Annotated in this window: 20 protein-coding genes; 4 read left to right on the top strand and 16 right to left on the bottom strand. The window is 66.0% G+C overall.

The features are described from left to right. Positions 1-360: 360 nt before the first annotated feature. The 12 genes from E3T41_RS09525 to E3T41_RS09475 form a co-directional block, all read right to left on the bottom strand. Positions 361-1,353 carry an acyltransferase family protein gene (locus E3T41_RS09525; protein ID WP_134478291.1) on the bottom strand — a complete coding sequence of 331 codons (993 nt, stop codon included), beginning with the start codon at positions 1,351-1,353 and terminating at the stop codon, positions 361-363. Between the two features lie 151 nt (positions 1,354-1,504). Then, positions 1,505-1,657, bottom strand: coding sequence for a hypothetical protein (locus E3T41_RS17920; RefSeq protein WP_166791530.1), 153 nt, complete (start codon positions 1,655-1,657; stop codon positions 1,505-1,507). Positions 1,658-1,758: 101 nt separating this feature from the next. Then, positions 1,759-2,082 (bottom strand): hypothetical protein, encoded by a 324-nt coding sequence (locus E3T41_RS09520; RefSeq protein WP_092448221.1) that lies wholly within the window; start codon positions 2,080-2,082, stop codon positions 1,759-1,761. Between the two features lie 82 nt (positions 2,083-2,164). Next, positions 2,165-3,157: a hypothetical protein gene (locus E3T41_RS09515; RefSeq protein WP_134478289.1), complete on the bottom strand. Its 993-nt coding sequence runs from the start codon at positions 3,155-3,157 to the stop codon at positions 2,165-2,167. After that, positions 3,157-3,753 carry a low molecular weight phosphatase family protein gene (locus E3T41_RS18830; protein ID WP_134471479.1) on the bottom strand — a complete coding sequence of 199 codons (597 nt, stop codon included), beginning with the start codon at positions 3,751-3,753 and terminating at the stop codon, positions 3,157-3,159. The genes E3T41_RS09515 and E3T41_RS18830 overlap by 1 nt, the downstream gene beginning before the upstream one ends. A gap of 118 nt (positions 3,754-3,871) precedes the next feature. Continuing rightward, on the bottom strand, positions 3,872-5,164 hold the full coding sequence (locus E3T41_RS09505) for a polysaccharide biosynthesis tyrosine autokinase (protein ID WP_241991103.1): 1,293 nt from the start codon (positions 5,162-5,164) through the stop codon (positions 3,872-3,874). 187 nt (positions 5,165-5,351) lie between these two features. Continuing rightward, positions 5,352-5,672, bottom strand: a complete 321-nt coding sequence (locus E3T41_RS09500; RefSeq protein WP_134478287.1) for a hypothetical protein — start codon at positions 5,670-5,672, stop codon at positions 5,352-5,354. 46 nt (positions 5,673-5,718) lie between these two features. Next, the gene (locus E3T41_RS09495) at positions 5,719-7,605 is read right to left on the bottom strand and encodes a DUF4012 domain-containing protein (RefSeq protein WP_134478285.1); all 1,887 of its coding nucleotides are present in this window, start codon (positions 7,603-7,605) and stop codon (positions 5,719-5,721) included. A gap of 295 nt (positions 7,606-7,900) precedes the next feature. After that, complete coding sequence (locus tag E3T41_RS09490) at positions 7,901-8,530, bottom strand: thymidine kinase (RefSeq protein ID WP_134469690.1); 630 nt, start codon at positions 8,528-8,530, stop codon at positions 7,901-7,903. Then, entirely contained in the window at positions 8,531-9,940 is a 1,410-nt protein-coding gene (locus tag E3T41_RS09485; protein WP_134478283.1) for a hypothetical protein, read from the bottom strand. Next, on the bottom strand, positions 9,937-11,289 hold the full coding sequence (locus tag E3T41_RS09480; protein WP_134478281.1) for a sensor histidine kinase: 1,353 nt from the start codon (positions 11,287-11,289) through the stop codon (positions 9,937-9,939). Before E3T41_RS09480 ends, E3T41_RS09485 begins: the two co-directional genes overlap by 4 nt. Positions 11,290-11,362: 73 nt before the next feature. Beyond that, the gene (locus E3T41_RS09475; protein WP_134478279.1) at positions 11,363-12,574 is read right to left on the bottom strand and encodes an Rv2578c family radical SAM protein; all 1,212 of its coding nucleotides are present in this window, start codon (positions 12,572-12,574) and stop codon (positions 11,363-11,365) included. A gap of 267 nt (positions 12,575-12,841) precedes the next feature. Here E3T41_RS09475 and E3T41_RS09470 point away from each other — a divergent pair, with 267 nt between their 5' ends. The 3 genes from E3T41_RS09470 (at position 12,842) to E3T41_RS09460 (ending at position 14,866) form a co-directional block, all read left to right on the top strand. Next, positions 12,842-14,053 (top strand): DNA topoisomerase IB, encoded by a 1,212-nt coding sequence (locus E3T41_RS09470; protein ID WP_134478277.1) that lies wholly within the window; start codon positions 12,842-12,844, stop codon positions 14,051-14,053. Positions 14,054-14,142: 89 nt separating this feature from the next. Next, the gene (locus E3T41_RS09465) at positions 14,143-14,568 is read left to right on the top strand and encodes a hypothetical protein (protein ID WP_134478275.1); all 426 of its coding nucleotides are present in this window, start codon (positions 14,143-14,145) and stop codon (positions 14,566-14,568) included. 16 nt (positions 14,569-14,584) lie between these two features. Next, complete coding sequence (locus tag E3T41_RS09460) at positions 14,585-14,866, top strand: hypothetical protein (protein WP_134478273.1); 282 nt, start codon at positions 14,585-14,587, stop codon at positions 14,864-14,866. A 71-nt stretch (positions 14,867-14,937) separates the two neighbouring features. On the opposite strand, the gene E3T41_RS09455 is transcribed toward E3T41_RS09460, so the two are convergent. Both E3T41_RS09455 and E3T41_RS09450 read right to left on the bottom strand, forming a co-directional pair. Then, positions 14,938-15,246 carry a hypothetical protein gene (locus tag E3T41_RS09455; protein WP_134478271.1) on the bottom strand — a complete coding sequence of 103 codons (309 nt, stop codon included), beginning with the start codon at positions 15,244-15,246 and terminating at the stop codon, positions 14,938-14,940. A gap of 181 nt (positions 15,247-15,427) precedes the next feature. Beyond that, a complete protein-coding gene (locus tag E3T41_RS09450) occupies positions 15,428-16,906 on the bottom strand; it encodes a malate:quinone oxidoreductase (protein WP_092448239.1) in 1,479 nt (492 codons plus the stop codon). A gap of 113 nt (positions 16,907-17,019) precedes the next feature. On the opposite strand from E3T41_RS09450, the gene E3T41_RS09445 reads away from it, so the two are divergent. Further along, a complete protein-coding gene (locus tag E3T41_RS09445; protein WP_134478267.1) occupies positions 17,020-17,892 on the top strand; it encodes a response regulator transcription factor in 873 nt (290 codons plus the stop codon). A gap of 95 nt (positions 17,893-17,987) precedes the next feature. Here E3T41_RS09445 and E3T41_RS09440 read toward each other — a convergent pair whose 3' ends face one another. Together E3T41_RS09440 and E3T41_RS09435 are read right to left on the bottom strand one after the other, a co-directional pair. Continuing rightward, the gene (locus tag E3T41_RS09440) at positions 17,988-18,260 is read right to left on the bottom strand and encodes a hypothetical protein (protein ID WP_134478265.1); all 273 of its coding nucleotides are present in this window, start codon (positions 18,258-18,260) and stop codon (positions 17,988-17,990) included. Positions 18,261-18,456: 196 nt separating this feature from the next. After that, positions 18,457-19,629 (bottom strand): GGDEF domain-containing protein, encoded by a 1,173-nt coding sequence (locus E3T41_RS09435; protein WP_134478263.1) that lies wholly within the window; start codon positions 19,627-19,629, stop codon positions 18,457-18,459. Positions 19,630-19,632 lie beyond the last annotated feature (3 nt).

Raw genomic sequence — 19,632 nt, 5'->3', positions numbered from 1 at the left:
CGATATCGGCCTTGGGACAACCCGTCAAACTGCCACGTTTGACGGCTGCGTCTTTGACGATCTCGAGCGGAGGAAGGTGTCGCGTTTCGCAGGCATAGTCACGGTGGTCGATGGCGGTCTCGGCAAGCTCGACCAGCGGAATTTGCGAGCACGACGATGAACCTTGGGGTTGAGGCGGTGGAGCTTGCACGCTTCGGCGGAGCCCACACTGCAAGATGAGGTCTTACGCTTCAGCCAAAACCTCCTGGATGGTCGAGCCGTTGGGGCATCCAGCCACACGACGACGATTCCTCTTGGCGGCCCCACCAAAGTAATACGATTTCGTAATAGCCGCGTGGTACTACCAAATCGTAGTAGCACTCACCTGTCGCTCGGTCGTCGGGCGGGAGTCGCGGCAGAACCGGTGAAGACGCTACCGAGCGGCATTCGACTAATGAAGTACGCGAGTGTCCACGAAACCACGAGAACGATGAGGAAGACCACTACCGCGGGTAGGTCGATTGGGAACGCGCTTAACAACAAAATGAATGCACTGTGGGTCAGCACAACCGCGAGCCCGACGGTGGCCGCCCGCGTAACAGCTCCGGCAACCCGTGGCCTGATGGAAGCAAACACCCTTTGAAATAAGAGGACGAGACCTGCAGAGATGGCGCTGGCAACCACGACGCTCACGACAGGAGTGCCAAAATCACCCTGCTTCATGTCTAGTGGCTGCGAGAGGCCGGTGACGATGAGGGCTGCTGAGCCGGCCAGGAGGGCCACTGAAACCCAGCCCCTCGACTTCAGCCGCGGGGCGATCCGGCGAAAGGAAATGCCCGCGAGGATGAAGATCATGGCGGGCACGGCAACGCCCAGCGAGAAGGGGACGGCGGTCAACGCGTCGGGGGCGAGGTAGGCGACGGTCAACCCGGCACCGGCAACCGCCCAGGGTAGCCAGACGGGAAAGCGCTGCAGTGCACGAAGCAACAGGCAGGCGCCGAAGAGCGCGGTAACGAACCAGAAGGCGAAGAATGGTGCGCCCATGTAGGAACCGCCGAGCAACACGTTGCCTACGTGCAGAGCCTGCCCGTTTGCCCAGAGGTACGTGCCGTAGACGGCGCCGATAGCGAGCAGCCACGCGACGTAGGGCACGAGCAGAGTGCGTACCCGCTTGCGGAATTCGACGCCCAGCGTGCGTTCGTTGGCCCAGAGGTATCCGCTGAGAAAGAAGAACACGGGAACGTGCCAGGTGTAGAGACCCATGCGGGCGATGTCATCGCTCTGGTCCGACCAGACGTGCCCAGCCACGATGGCCACAATGCCGATAACGCGCAAGCCATCGATCGCGGCCGAGCGCATTCTTGTACTGTCCACCTGGCGAAGCCTAGGGCTCCGCGCTTCCAGCTCGCTGAACTTCTTCTGGCGAGCCGCACGGTCGCGCCACCCCGGGGCAGATTTTGTATTCTGACCCCTTTCCCCGAACCGTCGAGCAGTGAGTTGAGCCGGTTGCAGCCGACGCGCGACTTTAGAGGCTCGGCGGAGCGATTTCAATGGCCTGACCTCGGTCTGCCGAGGCGATGCTGTCGGCGGGGCAGCACACGGTCACGCTGTCGGGCACGGTCGGTGACGGTTCGGCCGTTTCGTGGGTGGCGTCTTTGACGGTGACCGCGAGCGGCACTCTGATCTACCTTTCCGACATGGAAGCGGATGCCGTGACGACTGTTGCCGCCTCGCTGGCCTCGACCAGCGCGGGGGCGGGGCGGCCAGCCGGAGAGGGCGCTAACGGGAGTCGCGGGGCGGCCAGATGCCGTCGCATCCGTTTTGGAGACAGACGAATCGCCAGGTCTCTCCGTCGGAAACGGCCCCCATGCGCATCAGGCAGCGGGGGCAATTGGGCGGGCTCAGCTCGAGCGGAGCATCGCTGGCCAGCTCGGCCTCGGAATAGGGCGGGCCGAAGTAGAGCTGCGTACAGCCGAGATTCGTGCAGCCGTAGTCATAGCCGTCACCGTGCCAGGAAACCTCCATGGCGTCCCCGCACTGCGGGCAGAGGCGCGGACGTTCCACGTCTTGCTTCTCGAACAGCCACGAGACGTTGTCGTCCATGGAGTGAGACTAGTCCCGCTGGCAGGGGTGTGCTGGGGATTCTAGGAACTGTGGAGAAGTGGGCGCCGCATACTCGGGGCAACTAGAGCCAGGACTGGCCGGCGTCGGTGGCGCGCAGGGTGAGGTCGCCGATCCAGAGCCAGAGGGTGTCCTCGGCGGATGCGACCGCAATGTTTGCGGCCAGCTCGGCGGGGGCGTAGCAGCCAGTGGTGCTCGCGCTTAGTGCAGCGGTCTCGGCGGCAGGGTCGAGCACGCCGACGTCGACGACGCTAAGGCCGAGGCACGCGACCGAGCCGGAGTCCGCCGACGAGGCGGCCGGGTCCCCCGCGGCCAAGGCGATGTAACCACGGTCGGTCGCGGTGAGGGTGAGCACTCCGGGGACGGTCAGGGGCGCTGACCAGGAGGCGGCCGCATTCGTTGTGGCGAAGATGCGTGAGTCGGCGCAGAGAACGGCGGCGGAGTCAGCGTCGGCCGGACTCGCGGCGAGGGCGACGACCGCGTCGCACGGCGCCGAGGCCAGGCCGTCTGGTCCGTGCACGGCGGCGCGGTCGGCCGGGTCGACGTACCACGCATCGTCGAGCTCGTCGGGGTAGCTGGAGTAGTTGTCTCCGGCGACGAAGGTCTTGACGAACTGCGGGGCGCAGTCGTCGTCGAGGCCGATGAACTCGGCGACCGATTCGCTCTGGGCCGCGATGGACTGCAGGGCGGTGACTCCGGAGCGGCCGGTGGCGTCGGTGGCGGTCCAGCTGGATCCGGAATCGGTACTGAGTTCGGGTGCGGCCGGGGCCCTGCAGGTTCCGGTGCTGGCACGCCAGGCGGCGGTGGCCGACACCGCAGAGAGCAGGCGGGTGGCCGGCAGGGGCATCACCGTGGGCGCGGCCGTTGGCGAGGCTGCCGGGGTGGCGCTCGGCACGGGAAAAGCGGATGCCGTGGCGGCCGGCTCCGAAGACGCGTCGGCGGCAGCATCAACCGAGGTCGAGGTGAGGGCGCTCGTGATGAGCACGGCGTCGATGAGCAGGAAGAGTCCGATAGCGGAGTAGGCGATGATGCGACGCCGGCGGGGGTGCTGGGTCATTAGGCTCCTGCCGCGATCAGGGCGGCGGTGATCGTGGTGACGGATACGTTGATCGCGGCGGCGGCGCGGTCATAGACGGCGGCGGGCTGGCGGTAGGGGTCTTCGACGTCGTCGAGGGTTGGAGGGTTGGGCGAGGGGTGGAGTCCGCGGGTCGAGGCGACGGACGCGACGAAGGCTGGGAAGTCGAGGCCTGTTTGGGCGTCAGCGCGGGAGGCGTCAGCGGCGAAATCTTCGGCATCGGCCGGGGCCACCAGGCGGGCGAACTGGTTGAGGGTGAAGGTGTAGCGAGTGGCTTTGGGCAGCAGGGTGACGACGTCTCGACGGTGATCGCGGGTGGCAGTGAGCACGAGGTCGGCGTCGGCAATGAGCTTCGCGGTGAGCTGCCGAGCGACGTGATCGGTGTTTGACGCGCCGTATTGAGTCGACAGAGCGGCGGCTTCGGGCGTCATGGCGCTGCCCGTCATGGCGTGGGTTCCGGCGCTCGTGACCACGGCGTCGATGCCGGCGTTGCGCAGGTTTTCCCGCAGAAGCTGCTCCCCCAGTGGCGACCGGCAGATGTTTCCGGTGCAGACGATGAGGATGCGAGGCGCGGTCATCGGGCTCGCGATCGACGTAAATTGGGGGCGACGGGCTCAACAGGGATCTCGCCATAGGTGTTTCCGTAGCCGTACTGACCATATCCGTAAGCGCCGGGCGCTTTGGTGGGCATCATGGTCATGACGACGCCGTTGATGGCGCGCCAACACTGGCCAGGGCGGCGATGGCCCCCTTGAGCTGCGCCTTCTGGGTGCGCCCAGCTGCGACGATGAGAATGGCGACGCCGACACTCTTGGCGAGGATGGCAGCATCCGTCACGGGCAACAGTGGTGGGGAATCGAAAATAACGACGTCAAAGGTGCGATTGAAGTCTTCGATGACCTGCTTCATTCGCGACGATCCGAGCATCTCGCTCGGGTTCGGCGGAATGTGACCGGCCAGCAGCACGAACAACTGGCCGCGACCCCACGGCTGAATAACATCACTGAGCGCGGCGCGACCGATGAGCACGTCGGTGAGGCCCACGCCGCCCTCGATGTTCATGTAGTCGGCGACACGCGGGCGACGCAGATCCGCGTCGACGAGCAGAACGCGAGCACCGGAATCTGCCAGCGAAATAGCCAGATTGGCACTCGTCGTACTCTTGCCCTCACTACCAATCGACGACGTGATCACAAATGAGCGATCAGCGCGCTCGACGTCGAGGTACTGCAGATTGGTGCGCAGTGTGCGAAAGGATTCCGCCCGCGAACTGCGCGGATCGACGTGCACGATGAGGGGGCGCTCGATAGCCTTCGGGTGGAACAGGATTCCGCCGATGACGGGCACGTCAGTGATCTGTTCCACGTCACGCTGGGTGCGGATGCGCGTGTCCAGGGTTTCGCGCAGCACCGCGAGGCCAACGCTGAGGGCGAGCCCCACGAGCGCGCCCCACGCAAAGTGGAGCGGTACATTTGGGGAGACCGTCGAAGTCGGAACGGTGGCAACTTGAACCCGGGGGAGTTTCACGGGCGATGCCGCGGTGGGGTCGTCCGGTTGCTCAACTTTTTTCACCTCGTCCGCGAGGCTCTGCGCGACGGCATTGGCAATTTCGGCAGCACGAACCGGGTCGGTGTCGGTTACCGAGATGTCCCTGATCGACGTGTCGAGCGGCGCCGAGACGGCAATGCGCTTGGCCAGCTCGACCGCTGTACTGCGAAGGTCGAGGCTCTCGATGACGGGCAGCAGAACCAGCGGCGTGGTTGCCAAGCGGGCGTACGTCTTCACCCGGGCGACCGCAAACTTCGCGCCCTGCACAAGGTCGCTCGTGGTGCCGCCCGACTCGGTCAAGACGACAGCTTTGGACGTAGTGCTAGAGGTAGGCGTCTGCACAATCGAGAAAACGGATGCTGCCGACACGGCTTGGCAGGTCGCCGCCACAATCAGGATCCAACTGTCGCGCAGGATGCGCATGTGGTCACGGAGTTCCAACTGCGTCACCTCCCGTTGCGGCACAAAGCTGCTATTCGGTAGTTTGGCACAGTTGCGCAAGGACACTTGATTGCGCAGCGCCCCGCGATCAGGGGGTCGAGCTGCTCAGCCGGCCGCTAGACGGCGGTGGCGGCGCGAGGACGGTGATCGAGGCGGTGCCCGAGCGGAGCCCTGTTGCTGTACGGCTTTAGGAGTCGGTTGCGTTGCTCGGCAAGGTCACGCTTTGGTCGAGGGCACCGGTGCTCGTAGCCGACTTTTCGATGTTCACGCTAGCGGCGCGCACTGCGGCGAGGGTAGCGGAACCTCCGCCGGAGACGGCAATCGAGACCCGTTCGCCGGTGGCAAAGGCTTCGTCACTGAAGGCGACCGCGACCGTGCCGCGGGGCGTGTTGTTAACAGAAACGCTGATGAGATTGGCTGCTACATAGCCGGCGGCGTGCGCTATGGCCGCACCAGCGAGCAGTGCAATACTCGCGAGCGCGAGCGTGGCACGAAGTTTTCTAATCAAGGTGGATCCCGGTGGTGGCAATGGTGCGGCTCCCCCCTGGCGAACCCTAACAACTGAGGTCGAGCTTCTCGGTTTCGTGCAGCGTTATTAACGGGGTGCTGCGCAGGGCGAGATCACCGGTGAACGGCCCGGTGCCGAGCCAGTCAAAGTGCAAAACGGTGCTTTCGCCGGGAGCCAGTTCGAAGACCAGCGACGTCACCGGATAGCTGGCATCGGTCGCGGGAACATGTTCCGCGTCGACGCCGTCCCGCGTGACACCGAGGTTGTACATCGCCGGAACACCGTAGGCCGAGACCATGGTCTTGATGTTGCCGAGCGGCACCCCCGAGATGCCGCGGCCGGTGACGTAGACGGGAAGGGAGGTGGCGGCATCCGCTGGTGCAGTGTTGGTGACGGTGACCTCGAGCGTGTATTGCGGGCGCCGGTCGGTGCGGCAGGTCTGCTGGCCGATGGCGGTTTCGACGTCGAGGTAGAAGTCCATTTTCGCGCCGGAGAGGTCGTTGATGTAGAGACCGAACCGATTCGTCGAATCGTCGCTGACCGGGCGGCCGCCGGCCAGGGTGGTGTCGTCGAGCACAGCCTGTTCGGCCTCGTCGGCGTTCCAGACCAGCACGCGGTGTTCGGCTCCGGCGCGGGCGAGCGCGGCGATGAGCCTGTTCGGGTCGGCGCGACCGCTCTTGACGGCGTCGAACACGGCGCCGGCGGCGGCCGCGAAGAAGATGTCCTGCTGCTTCAAGTCGTCATAGCGCGCGTACACGTCGTGCAGGAGCAGTGACACCGCGTTGTCGGCGGTGAGTTCGTCGCCGGTAGCGAGGGTGATCGGGCCGGTGGCATCGAGCAGGTAGCTCAGCGCAACCGGGTCGATCGACAGCACGCCGTTGGCTTCGAGGCCGAATTGGAGGCGCCACATTTCGCGGGCGAGGGCTCCGGTTTGGGCGAAGTTGGGCGTGAGGGTGACATTTTGGATGTATTCGCCGGTGATCTCCCCGTAGATGAGGGTCGTGTCGTCGCCGAGCGGCAGCACCGGCGCGGCAAACGGGTCAAAGTCCTCAGCGGTCGCCTGCTGGGTGAGTTCGACGCTGCCCTGATCGGTATGCACCAGGGCAAGAGCGCCAGGGATGCCGCCGGTCGCGCGCAGCTCGGCCAGGTTCTGAAACAGCAAGATATAGTCGCGGGGAGCGGCCCCGCCGAGCATGGCCGGCAGCAGGGTGACGGCGCGGTCCATGGCATCCAGGCTGCTCGCGGTCTGCTCGGTGACGGTCTGCAGCCGGGTGACGGCGTCGCGCACGACGGGGACGACGTTGTCGGTGTCGATCGCGGTGACGTCTTCTGCGGCGCGGGCGAGAGCAGTGTTTGCCTGGTCAACTGACGGCTGCGCGTCGAGCAGGGGTTGCAGGGCGATCGATCCGTCGACAGGCTTGAACGCGTTCAGGTCGAGGGTTCCGGCCAGACCGGCCAGCGGGGTGACGGCGTTCTGGGCGACATCATCGACGACCGCAGCGAGTTCACGCACGGCCGTGAGATTCGGTCCGAGAAACGGCAGAAATTCGTAGCCGCGCCAGATCGGGTCGCTCGTGCGCGACCGAGCTATTGCCGCGAATGCGGCCAGGTCGGCAGCGGTTTGAGCCGCTTGTTCACCGTCGCCGGCCAGGATTTCGTCCTGAATGGTCGACGCGAGCGGAACGGCGGCTTCGAGGGCGTCCCTGGCCTGGAGGCCCCGAATACCGACCCAGGCGGTGGACCCCACGACGAGGATGAGCAGGCCGAGGACGACGAGCCCGACGATGGTGCGGCGGCGCGTGGAGGGTGGGGTTGCGGCGGGGGTTGTGCTGGCCGGGACGTCGGCGGGCGCAGCAGCGGAGGCTGCATCGGCCGAGTGCTGCGCGGGGTCGTCAGAGTCGGATGCAGGCCGTGCCGAGTCTGGAGAGGGCATGGCCCTATTCAAGCAGACCGTGCGAGGAGAGCCCTCCGGTCAGCGCACACCAAGTCGGGTGGGTCAGGACTTGACGCGCGCGCCGCGGGCGCGGGCCGGTTCTGCCGGGATCGCCGTAGCCGTAGCTGCAGCTGTAGGCGTCCGGTCCGCTGGTGGGGAGCATGGTCAGCACGAGCCCGGGAGATGGGGCGCCGACACTGATGAGGGCGGCAATGGCACCGGTGAGCTGGATCTTCTGTGTGCGACCGGCGGCCACGGTGACGGCGACGCGTGCCTACAGCGTTAGGGCGCTGACTTACTCCGGTGCCGGACGGCTGCGGTTATTGAGCACGCCGTGGCTCTCTTCGAGGTAGCAGCTTCCGCAGAGCGATTCGTAGGTGACCTCTTCGCCATCGATGGCCACCTGGTCGCCGTCGAACACATAGACGCCGTCGATCTTGCGGCCGTTGAACACGGCCTTGCGTCCGCAGCGGCAGATGGTCTTGAGCTCTTCGAGGCTGTGGGCTACTTCGAGCAGACGGCGGCTTCCCGGGAAGGCGACGGTTTGAAAGTCCGTGCGGATTCCGTACGCCAGCACGGGCACGTTCTCGAGAATGGCGATGCGCAGCAGGTCGTCAACCTGGGTCTCGGTGAGAAACTGGGCCTCGTCGAGCAACAGGGCGCTCACGTCACGGCCGGACTCTTTCAAGACCTGCGCGCGGTGCTGCTGGAACAGGGCGTAGGCATCCGTTTGCGGGGTGAGCAGAAAATCGACGGCGCGCATCACGCCGAGACGGGAGAGAATTCCGCGGTCGCCCTTGGTGTCGACCGACGGTTTGGCGAGCAGCACGTGGTGGCCGCGTTCCTCGTAGTTGTATGCCGCTTGCAGCATAGAGGTGCTTTTGCCGCTGTTCATGGCGCCGTATCGAAAGTACAGTTTCGCCATTTAGGTGCCTTTGGTTGAGTTTGAGCCGCTGCGGTCAGCGTCAAATTCTAGCGTGAGAAGCGGATGCCGGCTGGTCACGCGCACCTGGGAGAAGACGGCGCGGAGCACGCTGAGGTACGGGCGCAGGGCCCGGCGGCGCTGGTACGGGGGCAGCGAGATTCCGGCCTGAATGGTGATGGTGTCGACGGCGCGTGCACCGGTCGAGCGCGATCGGGGCTTCAGCTGCGCTTGCACCTGGGCTTGGGTGCGGGCTTGCGCGGCGGCTTGCTCTTGGGCGGCGGTCACGATGGCGATGGTCGTGGTGTCGGTGGCCGGGGCGGGGAGGGCTCCGCGGGTACCGAAGGCCTGGGTGACCTGGGCGGTGTCGGCGGGGGCGGGGCCGGACCCGTCGATTTGCACGACGAGGCTGGTCGGATCAAAGCCCTTGAGGGTGCAGAGCGCCACGAGGATAGCGCCGGCGGCGGCACGCTGGTCGGAGTCGAAGGCGGTCGCTCGGCGCTCGGGGTCGGCAATGACGCAGAGCGGGTTGAGGCCGCGCTCGGTCAGTGCGGCGCGTTCACGTTCGATCAGGTCGTCGAGCCAGGTGTGGTCGACTTCGGCCACGAGCACCCGACGCACCTGGAAGGCGAGGGAGCGGGCCCGCTTCACGTCGGCGGCGGTGAGCGCGTCCCGCTCGAGCACATCGGCCAAGAACGGCAGCACATCTGCACCGAGGTTCTTGACGCGATGGTCGACGACCTCGTGCGCGAGGAGGTCGCGATTCTCCTCGGTGCGCCCGCGGATCGCGCGGCGGGCATCCGTTTGCCAACGGTGAATGGAATTGACGACCTGGCGCGAGAACGCGGCGGCGGCGAGGCTGGGCGCGAGCACCTGGGTCATGGCGATGATCGCGAACAGGGCAGGCGGGGTTCGCACGCCGAGAAAGGGCGCTTGCACGAGGGCGGTGGCGCCGACGATGATCGCTGAGATTCCGCCGAGCGCGAGGATTTCTTTCCACGGCCGGAACGGAGCGAGGGCGAGCAGCAGCAGGCCGAGTCCGATCGGGGCGAAGTCGTCCTGGATCATGCCGTTGTACTGCCAGGCGCTGGCCGCGGCGAGCACGTGGGCGACCAGTCCGAGGGCCACGACGACGATCGCACGGGTGCGGGTGAACGGGGCCAGGTCGGGGCGCGCCGACCAGACCAGCACGGCGGCCGCGATAATGAGCGCGACGACGGCCGAGACCGCGAGCTCCTCAATTTGGATTTCGTGCGGACGCGACACGGTCGCGGCTATCGCGTAGGTCACCACGATCAGGGCGACGACCGGGGCGATCGGCCAGGCAGCCAGGCCACCGATGGGGTCGAGACGCTGCTGTGAAGCGGATGCCGGTGCGCGCGGCCGGCGCGGCGTGGGGGTCGCGCGGGTCATCGGGGGTACCGGGGGGCGGGGGTGGCATTGGCCGGGGCGGCATTGGCCGGGGTGGCATTGGCCGGGGTGGCATTGAGGCTGCCGGGCCGGACCGGCGTGTGGTGGGTGGGCAGGGTTGGCTTCGGTTTGATGCTGGGGGTTTCGGCCGGCACGGTCAGTCGCACGCTTGCGCCGGCGCCCGGGCGGCTCCAGATCAGCACGGATCCGCCGAGCTGCTCGATACGTCGCCGCACGGACTGCCGTAGACCGAGCCGGTCGGAAGCGGATTCCGATTCCGTGAAGCCGCGGCCGGCATCCGTTATGAGCAGTGAAATAGTGGTGCGGTCAGACTCAATGGAGAGTTCGGCGGAGTCGATGCCGGCGTGGAGGATGACGTTGACGAGGCATTGCTGCACGGCGAGGCCGACGTCGCGGTCGCTGCCGGCGTCGAGGCGAGCGAGGGCGTCACGGTCGCCGGTGACCTCGACTTTCAGCCCGCGATCACGGCAGCGTTCGACGGCGGTGTAGACGGCGCTGGAGCGCCAGGCCGGGCTTGGTGTTGGCGCTTGCTCGTGGACGGTTGGCTGCGGTGAGGTGGTCGTGCGGGCGTCGATATCGGCGAGCCAGTTGGTGTCATGCAGGGTGGTGAGGGTGTCTCTCAGGCTGGCTTTGAGGGCCGGCGAGAGAGCGCCGGGTTCGGCCAGGGAGAGCGCGACGAGCTGGGAGACGGTCGTGTCGTTGAGCAAAGCGATAGCGCGGGTATCGAGGGCATCGCGCAGCTGGCGGTTGGCGCCGTCCTGCACCGCGCGGTGGATGGCGGGTTGGGCGGCGTTGCTGGCGCGGCGGTCGATTCCGGCGAGCACCATAACCCCGACGAGTACGAGGTAGGTCGAAAGGGTGAACAGGTCGGGCCGGTAGGGCACGGTCGTGCCGACGATGGCGAGGAACGCAGCCGCCTCGGCGAGCAGAAACGCCGCGGTGCTCCAGAGCACGCCGGCGAGGGCCATGGATCCCGCGCCGCCGACCATGACGAGGGCCATCTTCGGCAGGGCGACGAGGAACATATTCGACGCGGGGAATACGTCGGGTACGCCGAGCACGGTGGCGGTGAAGACGTAAACGCCGAGGGTACCAACGAACAGATAGGCAACGGCCAGCGGGATGCGCCGATGCCGGGTAAAGAGGATGAGCAGGGCTGCCATGACGGCCACAACCACGATGGTGATCCAGAGTTCGGGGGTTCTGAGGGCGAGGATACTGACTGACAGGATCGCGGCGCTAAAGCAGGTCAGCGCGAACCAGTGCGCGCCCCGTGCGATGGCGCGTGCGAGCGTGCGCTGGACCAGATGGCCGGGTAACCCTAGAGACATATTTCCCCCAATAGGTAAGTATGCCATCGGGGTGGGTGGGTGGGGGTTGGGTGCGGGGAAGGCAGTGATGGGGTCAGAACAGGGTCGGGGCCAAGTCGATCGGGAGTTCGGCGGCGATCAGGGACCGGGGCGCCTCCGTGCTCCGGGCCCACTTTAGGGAACCGGGCCCATGATCCATCATGGGCCCGGTTCCCGGGCCCGGGCCCGGGCCCGGTGAACGGGCGGGGGTGAAGGCGGGCGTCCGGCGGGCGGCGGGCATCCGTTCTGGGGAAGACGGGAGAGCGCTGGAGCGGAGGCCGCCGGTCGCGGGGTCGACGATGCCGCGTTCGAGGCCGTGCGCGCGAATGAGCGGCTTGATGCGCGCGGCGAGCCAGGTGCGGTACTCCTTGGGCGCGTATTGGCCGCCGGCGTAGAGCTCGAGGTAGCGGGCAACCAGCTCGGGATGCTCGCGGTCGAGCCAGCGCAGGTACCAGTCCTTGACGGCGGGCTTGAGGTTGAGGCCGGAATAAAGCACGCTCGTGGCTCCGGCCGCCTTGGCCTGCCGCAGCGCCTCATCGAGGTGCGCGCGGGTGTCGGTGAGGAACGGCAAAATGGGCATGAGAAAGACGCCGCAGTCGAGTCCCCGTTCGCGCACCGCGGTCACAGTGGCGAGGCGCGCCTTCGTCGTGGGAGTTCCCGGCTCGACCGACTGCTGCAGGTCGTCGTCGCGCAGTCCATCGTCGTAGATGGCAATCGACATGGCCAAATCGACTGGAACGTGCTCACTCGCCTCGACGAGCAGGTCCAGGTCGCGGCGCAGCAGTGTGCCCTTGGTGAGAATGGAGATGGGGGTTTTGCTGTCAGCAAGGGCCGCGATGATGCCGGGCATGAGTCGGTAGCGTCCCTCGGCGCGCTGATATGGGTCGGTGTTGGTGCCGAGCGCCACCGGATGCCTCCCCCAAGTGGGCTTGCCGAGCTCCTTGCGCAGCACCTCGGCCACGTTGACCTTGACGATGATCTCGCTATCGAAGTCTTTGCCGGCGTCGAGGTCGAGGTACTGGTGGGTCGGCCTGGCGAAGCAGTAGGTGCAGGCGTGGGAGCATCCGCGATAGGGATTGATCGTGTAGCCGTACGGCAGCGCGCTCTGACCGGGTACATGATTGAGCGCCGACTTGCACAGGATCTCGTGGAACGTGATTCCGGCGAACTCGGGCGTCTGCACGCTGCGTACGAGATTATTCAGGCGGGCGAGTCCGGGAAGGGCGCCGACCTGTTCGGTCTGTAGTTTCTGCCCGCTCCACCGCATAAATACAGTCGAACACAAGTTCTAGCAAAGTGCAAGTGATGCCAGAAAAAACCGCACTGAAGCGGATGCCGCGGCTCGCGTCGCGGCACTCGTTCGAGACGCGGCACCCCTACGCAGGGGTGCCGCGAGTGCCGCGAGCTCGGCCAGCACTGCGGGCCCCAGCGAGAGCGCGACGGGCAGGCGATGGGCGGGCAGCGGCATCCGCTTTCGTGCTGACGAGGGCGATTCGCACTACTGTTTCGGCATGCGCACACCGACGGTACCCGCGTGACCCGGCTGCGTCGCAGCGACCCGACCCGGCCGGGGTATTCCCGGCGGCGCGCGGGCACGGGCTTCAGCTACCGCGACCCGGCCGGGCAGAAGGTCACCGAGAAGCAGCTGCGCGAGCGGTTCGCCGCCCTCGCGATTCCGCCGGCCTGGACCGACGTGTGGATCTCGCGGCACCCGAACGGGCACATCCAGGCCATTGGCATCGATGCGGCCGGGCGCCGCCAGTACATCTACCATCCGGCCTGGCGCGAACAGAAGGACCGCCTCAAGTTTGAGCGCGCGTTGGAGCTGGCCGCCTCCCTGCCCCGGGTGCGTGGTCAGGTGACCCGGGATTTGCGCGGGGACAGCGAGCCGCGCGCGCGGGCCCTCGCCGCGGCATTTCGCATGCTCGACCTCGCCTCCCTGCGCATCGGCAGCGAGCGTTATGCCGACGACTACGGTAGCCACGGGCTCTCCACCCTGCTCTGCTCGCACGTGTCGGTGCGGGGAGACTTGGTGCGGCTGGACTTTCCCGCCAAGAGTGGCCAACAATTTCAAGGCGTGATAACGGATGCTGACCTCGCGACCTATCTGCGCGCCCGCCTGCGCGAGCGCCCGGCTGCACCGCTACTGTCCTGGGTGGTCGACGGGGAGGAGAATGCTCTCTCGTCCGCCGATATTAACGAATTCATCAAGGAACGCACCGGCGGCGAGTTCAGCGCGAAGGATTTTCGCACCCTGCGGGGCACGGTCGCTGCGGCCCAAAGTCTGGCCCAAAGCCTCGCGCAGAATCTGAGGGCGGCGGCTGGCATGACCAAGCACGAGGATGAGGCGAGCAGCGATGCGGGGACAAGATCGGGCAGCACTGGGAGCAGGGCGAAGGCCAGCACCGCCGGGAAGGGGGCAAGGGACGGCACCGCCGGAGCTGGCAGGAAACCCGGCACTACGTCCATCCCCGCGACGGCGACCGGCGTTGGGGCCGTGCCGGCAGCATCCGCTTCACGGCAACCGCGGGCGGCGTCGCGCAACCGTCGCGCCGACACCCGAGCTATTGCCGAAGCGATGCGGCAGGCGGCCGCGGTGCTCGGCAACACCCCCGCGATCGCACGCACGAGCTACGTCGACCCGCGCATCCTGGATCTGTTCCGTGCCGGCGAGACCATCGACCCGGCCGGACGCGTCTCGGCCGAGAAGGCACTGCGCACGCTCGTACTCGGTGAGGATGTTTGAGAAACGACGCTTAAGAATGTCGCACGTTCGCGGTATAACTTGAGTGCCGCTCAGCTGATCCGGCTGCTGTCTATAAGAAAGGTATGCCCGTGACCCACGACTCTGACCCCGTTGAAGAACCGCCCCTGGACGTTCCTGAGCCGCCCAATACTCCCACAAACCCCGATCAGCTCGTTGGACCTGACGGACCCGACGGCCCGGCCCAGGAACATGCCGGCTCGGCTAATGTAAACACCGTAGCGGCCGTTCCGGTCGCCAGCGCCGAGACCGGTCCCGACGGCCCCGCACCGAGCGATGACGGCTCAACGGCCGGAGAAGCCGCCACAGCCAGCCCGGTCGAGCCCGACAGCGACACCGATCCTGACAGTGACAGCGACACCGAAGACGACCAGGACAACGCCGACAATGAACCGAACCTCGACGATATCGACCCCGCCGACAACCCATCGAACCCCGATCTGGTCGGCCACGATATCGCTGAAGAAGCCCCCAACCTCGCCGAACCAACCGCCTAACCCCAAGGAGTCCCCCATGAAGGGCAAGTTTCTGTTTCTCGCCGGCACCGCGACCGGCTTCGTACTCGGATCCAAGGCCGGCCACCAGGCCTACGACCGCATCGCCGCGAAGGCCCGCCAAATGTGGGGCGACCCCGGCACCCAGAAGGTCATCTGGCAGGCCGAAGGCATCGCGCGCGACGCCGCCACCGTCGCCCAGACCAAGGTGAGCGGTCTGCTCGACCAGGCCCAAGCATCCATTAAGAAGGAGGAGCGCAAGGCAAATTCGACCCCGGATGCCGACAGTCACGACCTATAAATCCGTCACGACGCCCACGCCCCGGCTGGAGTCCCGGTGGGGGTGTCCGGCCGGGTGGTTTCCCGGGCGCGCTAGTCGGTGACGCGTGAGCTCACAGGCTCGGTCGGCCCAAATGTGGCGGGAGGCTCGGGCGCACCCGGCACCAGAAAGCTGGCTCGGGCGCGGTCGAACGAGGAGTAGAACCCGCGCGTGTTGAGCACGCCGAGCTTGGTCACTCCGTAAACTCCCCCGATTTGTTCGATGGCTCCCATGAGGGCGACCGGGTCGCCGTCCGGTAGTGCGGGATCTCGAACTAGCCATTCGGTGGATGAGAGCTGGAGGATGCCGAGTTGCGATACGCGCAGATTCTCCGCATCCGAAACGCCATTGTTCGGGTTCACTTGCCGCCTCCGGGCCGCTTTGGAATATTAAGTAGACCCCGGCCCACTCACTCCTTCAAGGGGTTGGCGGCACCCTCCTACGTGACTCTCACGAAACGCCCAACTGCCAGACCGCGAGAGCGCAAAAAGTGCCCGATTGAAGGGTTCAATCGGGCACTTTTTGCGCTATCGCATGAGAGGCCTAGTTACTAAGGTGCAGCTCCTCGGCCGTCGCGGCGAGGGACGCGGCGGCAGCTGCGGGGTCGTCGGACAAGCGGGTGCCATAGCTCGGAATCATCTGGCGGATGCGCGGCTTCCAGCCCTCAATGCGGTCGGGGAAGCAGCGGGCCAGCAGGTCCACCATGATCGGCGCGGCCGTCGAGGCTCCCGGCGAGGCACCGAGCAGTCCGGCGATCGAACCGTCGGACGAGGTGATGACCTCGGTGCCGAACTGCAGCACTCCGCCGAGCTTGGCATCCTTCTTCATGACCTGCACGCGTTGGCCGGCCGTGATCAGTTCCCAGTCGCCGGAAACAGCAGCGGGAATGAACTCACGCAGGGCCTTGAGCTTGGCGTTGCGCGAGGCGAACACCTCGCCGATCAGGTATTTCATCAGGTCGAAGTTGTGACGCGCGACCGCGAGCATCGGCCCGAGGTTGTGCGGGCGAATGGAGAACGGCAGGTCGAACCAGGTGCTGGTCTTCAGGAACTTCGGGCTGAATCCGGCGTACGGACCGAACAGCAGCGACTTTTCGCCATCGACCACGCGGGTGTCGAGGTGCGGCACCGACATGGGCGGGGCACCTTTGGCCGCCTTGCCGTACACCTTGGCCTGGTGCTGGGCGACGAGCTTGGGGTTGGTCGTGCGCAGAAACTGGCCGCTGATCGGAAAGCCTCCGAACCCCTGAATTTCAGGGATTCCGCTCTGCTGCAGCAGCGCGAGCGCGCCACCGCCGGCGCCGACGAAGACGAACCGCGCGTTGATGGTGCTGCGGGTCTGCCCGACCTGACGCAGCAGTTTGAGATTCCACGAGCCATCCGCTTTGTGCTGGAGGCCGACGACCTGCTCGTTCATGTGCATGTTGACCCCCTGCTTCTCGAGGTTGTCGAACATGAACCGGGTGAGGGCGCCGAAGTCGACGTCGGTGCCGCTCGCGATGCGCGTGGCGGCGATCTTCTGGCCAGCCGGACGCTTGCGGGTGAGCAGCGGAGTCCAGGTGCCGATCTTTTCGACGTTGTCGCTGAACTCCATGCCGGCAAACAGCGGTTCGGTGACAAGTACGGCGTGCCGCTTGCGCAAGTACTCCACATTGGCTTTGCCGTGCACGAAGGTCATGTGCGGGGTGGAATTGATGAACTTTTCAGGCTCCGGCAGGGCACCAATAGAAACAAGGTGCGCCCACAATTGCCGGCTGATCTGGAACTGCTCGTTGATCACAACGGCCTTGTCGGCGGTGACCGAACCGTCTGCAGCCTGCGGCATGTAGTTGAGTTCGCACAGCCCGGCATGCCCGGTGCCGGCGTTGTTCCACGGGTTCGAGCTCTCCTGGGCCAGTTCACCGAGACGCTCGTACACCTCGATGCGCCAGTTGGGCTGCAGCTCCTTGAGGAGCGTTCCGAGGGTGGCACTCATGATGCCGCCACCAATGAGGACAACGTCGACAGTTCCCTGAGAATTCACACTTTCGAGTGTATCGCTGCAAGTGTGCCCCGGCCGCGCCGGCACCCTGGGCATTGTGCCGAGCCTGCGAGCTGCGCTCCTAAAAGTTCCCTCACGTGGGGGATACTAAAGCTATGGTTTTAGACAACGCCGATCGGCGCGTCGCGGTCATCATCGAAGATGACGCGGATATTCGCAATCTGCTCGAAGAAGTGCTCACCCAGGCTGGGTTTAAGGCGATCCCCACGTGCAACGGTCTCGACGGCATCGCCGCGGTTCGCGCCCACGACCCAATCGTGACGACCCTCGACGTGAGCATGCCCGGCATCGACGGCTTTGAAACGGCCCGCCGCATTCGCGCGTTCAGCCCGACCTACCTCGTCATGCTCACCGCCCGCGACGACGAGATCGACACGCTGCAGGGGCTCGACGCCGGCGCCGACGACTATCTGACCAAACCGTTTCGCCCACGCGAACTGCGCGCCCGCATTGAAGCGATGCTGCGACGTCCCCGGCAACCCGTTACAACGGATGCCGTTGGCCCCGCCGCCGAGACGGCTCCCGCGCCCAGTGAATTGGTGGCCGCGGGCGAAGCGCTTGCCGAGGCATCCGTTTTGCCTGGACAGCCAGACCCCACCGAAGAGACCGGCACGGTCGACGGCTGGTACGGCCATAACGGACTGCGGTTGAACCCGGCGGAACGCCTCGTGCAGCTCGGCGACGCGCAGCTCGACCTGACCCGCACCGAGTTTGATCTGCTTGGAGCCCTGCTCGAATCTCAACGGAAGGTGCGCAGCAAGAACGATCTCGCCGTACTGCTGCGCGGGGAGGCCAACGCGAGCGCTTACCCGGTGAACGAGGCCGACCGGCGCGCTATCGAGGTGCACATGGGCAATCTGCGGCGCAAACTCGGCGACAGCAGCACCACGCCGCGCTGGCTGGAAACCGTGCGCGGCGTGGGCTATCGGCTCGCTTCCGCCCAGACCAGCGATCTCCCGCAGCAGTAGCGGTCTCGAGGCCGCAGCGGTGGCCCCCGAACGCCGGTTCGGCACAGCCCAAACTGCCTGCCGGAAAGCTTCGGTCGCGAACGCCGCGCCCGACCCTACCCCCGAATGATGTGCCGCGACAGCGTCAGACAGGTCTCGGTACCGACCTCGCTCAGCCCGGGAAGCTGCTGGGTACAGCCCGGCAGATCATTGTTCTTGAGCGCGCTCTGCACCCGCACCGCCGCCTGCTCCAGGCGCACCGCACCGAGCATGTTGCTGCTCGAGCGGATGCTCAGGAGCACGACGTTGGCCTCGACAACATCGGCTGTGACCAAGGCCGTGCTGAGGCGCTGCGCGCGAGCGCGCCACAGAGCGATGAAATCGTTCACAAAGCGATTGTGGATGACGCGATCACCCCCCGAGTTGGTTGAACAGAAGGTACAGCGGGGCCGGGTCGACGAGCGGACTCATGCTGGCCATCCGCGTGTCCCGACGGCGTCACTGATGCGGAATCTCACTCTCCCACTCTGACAGATGGCCCACCGTTTTAGGTTCAATTTCGGCGTTTTTCCGGTCAAGATCCGATCAAGATCTGACCTCCAGGCGCACGGCAATGTCGTTGCCACCGCAGCCTTGCACCTCCGCGATGGCGTCATTCACCGCGCCGCCGAGGGCCGTCAGATCATAGCCGTGGTGGGTGGTGTCGGCGATACCGAAACTTGCGGTCAGCCTGATCAGGGAGGTCTGCGGCAAGGGCTCGTCCACGAGCTTGGCCCGTATGCGTTCGGCGAGCGCTCGCGCCTCGTCCGGCGTCGAGGCACCGACGAGCACCAGAAAACGGCCGCTGGCCCGATGCCCGATAATTGACAGCACCGGCGCGCTCGCACGGAGTTTTCCGGCGAACCGGGAGATGGCCTCATCGCCGGCGGCGCGACCGAAGGAAATGTTAATCTCTGGCAGGTTATCGATGTCCGCTCCGATCAGCGCCAGCGCGGTACCGGCGTTCTGGGCACGTGCCAGATGATCGGTGGCGGCCTGGCTGAAAGCGGTCGCCGACAGCACTCCGGCCGCCGAGTGGATACCGTCGGTCAGGTCGCCGACGGCGCTCCCCTGAACCTGTTGCGCGCGCAACACCGACACGGCAATGCTCAGCGGAATAACAAGACAGATGCTCAGTGCGGTGACGTTGGCGGTATTGAAATATCCCTGAAACACCGAGCCGGTCGCCCCGTCTATGGCGAAGACGCTCGCGCGGGTCACGGTCGTGACCGCCGTGACCCACAGCACGAGGGCCAGGACTCTACCGCTCAGGTTGCGGCGCAGCCGACCGCGCGACGCTTCAATCGCTCCGAGCGCCGCCAGAACGCCCACCGCCATCCAAAGCTCGGCCGCGCCGGCCCAACGAGCGGCCGCGTCTCCGTGAAGCAACATGGCGGCGAAGACCAACACACACGCGGCCGCAATCACCCAGAACCCCAGGCGTCGGCTGCGGCGGTTATACCGGAGCAGGCCTCCCCACACCGACCCGACCGCTACACACAGAGCTACGTTGGCGAGAACATTGGTCCACCAGATCAACTCACCATTGACTGACGAACCATGCGCAATAATCACGACCATCGCCGCGATGAAGGCCACACTCCAAATGCGCCCGACCGGATCGTTCTGTTGGAACGCAGTGTTCAGAATGAACGACACCCCGCAGAGCGCGACGACCGCGCCGTTAATCACCAGCAGTGTCAGCGTGTCCAGCTCCATGCG

The sequence above is a fragment of the Cryobacterium sp. Hh38 genome, assembly GCF_004403235.1.
Classification (GTDB): Bacteria; Actinomycetota; Actinomycetes; order Actinomycetales; family Microbacteriaceae; genus Cryobacterium; species Cryobacterium levicorallinum.
Note: the sequence above shows the minus strand (reverse complement) of the source record. Positions and strands in the feature narration are given on the sequence as shown.

What these genes read in the sequence shown, in the direction of transcription:
- E3T41_RS09490 (WP_134469690.1), bottom strand. Translation starts at nt 8,530, where the DNA reads ATGGCGAAACTGTACTTTCGATACGGCGCCATGAACAGCGGCAAAAGC.
- E3T41_RS09480 (WP_134478281.1), bottom strand. Translation starts at nt 11,289, where the DNA reads ATGTCTCTAGGGTTACCCGGCCATCTGGTCCAGCGCACGCTCGCACGC.
- E3T41_RS09435 (WP_134478263.1), bottom strand. Translation starts at nt 19,629, where the DNA reads ATGGAGCTGGACACGCTGACACTGCTGGTGATTAACGGCGCGGTCGTC.
- E3T41_RS09445 (WP_134478267.1), top strand. Translation starts at nt 17,020, where the DNA reads ATGGTTTTAGACAACGCCGATCGGCGCGTCGCGGTCATCATCGAAGAT.
- E3T41_RS09485 (WP_134478283.1), bottom strand. Translation starts at nt 9,940, where the DNA reads ATGACCCGCGCGACCCCCACGCCGCGCCGGCCGCGCGCACCGGCATCC.
- E3T41_RS09520 (WP_092448221.1), bottom strand. Translation starts at nt 2,082, where the DNA reads ATGGACGACAACGTCTCGTGGCTGTTCGAGAAGCAAGACGTGGAACGT.
- E3T41_RS18830 (WP_134471479.1), bottom strand. Translation starts at nt 3,753, where the DNA reads ATGACCGCGCCTCGCATCCTCATCGTCTGCACCGGAAACATCTGCCGG.
- E3T41_RS09515 (WP_134478289.1), bottom strand. Translation starts at nt 3,157, where the DNA reads ATGACCCAGCACCCCCGCCGGCGTCGCATCATCGCCTACTCCGCTATC.
- E3T41_RS09475 (WP_134478279.1), bottom strand. Translation starts at nt 12,574, where the DNA reads ATGCGGTGGAGCGGGCAGAAACTACAGACCGAACAGGTCGGCGCCCTT.
- E3T41_RS09495 (WP_134478285.1), bottom strand. Translation starts at nt 7,605, where the DNA reads ATGCCCTCTCCAGACTCGGCACGGCCTGCATCCGACTCTGACGACCCC.
- E3T41_RS09460 (WP_134478273.1), top strand. Translation starts at nt 14,585, where the DNA reads ATGAAGGGCAAGTTTCTGTTTCTCGCCGGCACCGCGACCGGCTTCGTA.